This window comes from Vibrio sp. ER1A (assembly GCF_000733315.1).
Classification (GTDB): domain Bacteria; phylum Pseudomonadota; class Gammaproteobacteria; order Enterobacterales; family Vibrionaceae; genus Vibrio; species Vibrio mediterranei.
The window spans coordinates 1-2,899 of sequence record NZ_JPJA01000025.1 but is presented as its reverse complement, the minus strand read 5'-3'; the positions used below and the strand labels follow the sequence as shown (position 1 = coordinate 2,899).

Sequence of the window (2,899 nt, the reverse complement as noted above, 5' to 3'; positions counted from 1 at the left end):
TGGGGTGCCATACATTGATCAATTAAATAACTATGCTCGCAAAAAAATAACGGATCGGGCTTCGAGGCTAGTTGATGACTATACAAATGAACTTGGTCGCTCAGAATTTAGTTTTTCTCTAAATACCGACTTTTCTTTACGCAATGCAAATTTCGATATATTACTTCCTTTATCTGGAAATGAAAGTAATTTTGAAGATGGTAATCTGTTACTGTTTGTTCAACCCGGAGTAGTGATAAATAGCAACGACCTATATCAAGGCCGTGATTTTGCTCATATTGGTTTTGGTATTCGTGGTGGTGATGAAGACTCTATTTGGGGTACTAACTTTTTTTATGATAGAGATATAACACGAGGTCATCAAAGAGGTAGTTTGGGCATAGAGTATATTAATAAGCATCTCACATTGTCAGGGAACTATTACTTTCCGCTGTCCGGATGGAAGGATTCTCCTTCTGCGTTTGAAACGATGGGTAATGGGAAATTGGAGGAACGGCCAGCTAACGCTTTAGGACTGCGCTTCAAAGGTTATATCCCACATAACCGTTCATTTTTCGTTTCAGCAGATTATCAACAGTTTTTTGGGGAATACGTTGAAAGTCGAAGTGGAAAGGATCCAATAGAAAATCTATTTAAACTCTCAACGGCCATTAATTATAAGCCGATCCCAATTATGACGTTGAGTACTGGTTATAGTTATGAAAAGGGAGGAGAGCAAGACTTTAATGTTGGGGTTCAAGGTACCTATCGTTTAGGCGTACCATTAGCTAAACAGTTTGATAGAACTGAAGCAGACTCAGATTTCTCTATTGCTTCACATTTTCTTGACCTTGTAGACCGAGATCATAATGTTAGACTTGAATACCGAAAAAAACTAGAAGAGGTATTACTAACATTTAATACATCCACCATTACTATGATGGAAGGTTCAAAAAAAGCTCTCTCAGGCTTAGTCTCGCTCTCAGGAACAAAATCGCAAGTCACATCTTGGGTTGCGTATGGTAGTGCCAAACATGATGTCTCTACCCAAGATAGAACTAAGTTCTACACAGCACCGCGATATAAAGATAATGTAACTCGATTACGTGACAATAGTATTAACCAATATGAATTGTTTGTCGAAGCGAAGCTAGCCACAGGGCAGGTTGTAAGGACTACTACCCCTCTGCTAATAACTGTAACACCAGATCAAACTCCATCATTAGAAAAATCACGTTTAACAATACAGTCAATTAATCCAATTAACGGTGACTCTAAGACTGCGGGGATTAATCAGACAGATGGTTTGCTAGTTTCTGCGTCGTTTTTTAATGTACTTGGCCGTCCTTTAGTCTCACAACTTGTCACACTAAAAGCTGACTTAAAAGGTTCCTACTTTAAAGAAAAAAACAAACCTGTTATTGAACTTTATAGCAGCAGTCAGGGAATGGTCGAAGGTTCACTTTTAAGCAAAGAAGAAGGAACTGTCAACATTACTGCTGTTTTAAATGGAATTGAACTAAAGCAAAGTGGCAATTTTGTCGACTTAGTCTCGGTAGTCGACGTATCAAAAAGCTCTTTGTCTGTTAGTCCTAAAAAAATAGTTGCAGACGGCGTAGCTACTACAACACTAGAGCTTATACTCAAAGACAAGCTTGGAAAACCCGTTAACAATCAGACTGTTGAATTTGAGTCTGATGGATTAGCTAATTTAACTATCGGTCAAGTTAAGCATAATGAAAATGGTCTTTATACAGCTAGTATGAAAGGGCTAACAGCCGGATCCGCAAGCATTACTGTTAAAGTCAATGGCTCTATTATAAAAATCCCTCCGCAGGTGGTTATACTTCAAGAAGGTAATGCAAGTGCAGAACACTCTGAATTTATCGCATCAAAGAATTTTATTACAGCAGATGATTCTAAAGGTTTGGAGCTAACACTTAGGCTCAGAGATTTAAATGGTAATAAAGTCCAAAGTAGAGATGTAAGGTTCAAGTTAGCGGGTGTCGACCGCGTCAATGTAAATAAAGTAGTTGAAAACAAAGGCAATTATACCGCCATCTTGACAGGTCAAACAGCGGGCAAGGTGTTAGTGAGTGTACTTGTGGACGGAAAACCCTTTAATATCGGACCTTTAACGATTGAAATTGGCTCGGGTGACGCAAAAGTCGTTAAGTCTAAGTTAACTGTGTCGCCGAATGATTTTGTTGCAGGTGATAATAGAGGCTCAACTCTTGTACTCGAGCTAAACGATAATAATGGCAATCCTGTTACTGATCAGAAAGTGAAGTTTATAGTGAAGAGTGAGGGAGAACAGGCATTCGCCTCGCCTAGCTTTACTTTGAGCAAGGTAATCGAATCAAAGGGGCGTTATACCGCTACCATTAAAAGTACTTCTGCACAGAAACTAACTGTATCTGCGCTAGTAAATGATACTGTCTTTGCTGTGGCTTCACAAACCGTCACCATAAAACCAGGGGAAGTCAGTAACTCAGGTTCCGAGTTAAGCGTTAGCCCAGCAACGATTTCAGCGGGAGGGTCGACAGAGTCGACGCTGACGTTAGCGCTTAAAGACGCGCATGGTAACGCGGTGTCTGGCAAGACAGTGGTGCTGGGTGCAACCGGTGTGAGTGGTGTAACTGTCGGAGCGACGACGGAAAGTGCAACGAGTGGTACGTATACGGCGACGCTAACCGCGGGTAACACCGCTGGCGTGGCGACGACCACAGTGACGGTGGACGGTGAATCGTTCGCAGTCGCCTCAAAAACAGTAACCATTGAAGCGGGCGAGATTAGTACCACTCAATCTTCGCTGAGCGTGAGTCCCGCAACAATTACAGCGGGAGGGTCGACAGGGTCGACGCTGACGTTAGTGCTTAAAGACGCGCATGGTAACGCAGTGTCTGGCAAGACAGTGGTG

Annotated in this window: 1 protein-coding gene; it reads left to right on the top strand. The window is 41.8% G+C overall.

The window, feature by feature from the left end; genetic code table 11:
* Window positions 1–2,899: invasin domain 3-containing protein (locus HW45_RS03295; protein WP_152559609.1), on the top strand; the 2,899-nt coding region annotated here is incomplete at both ends.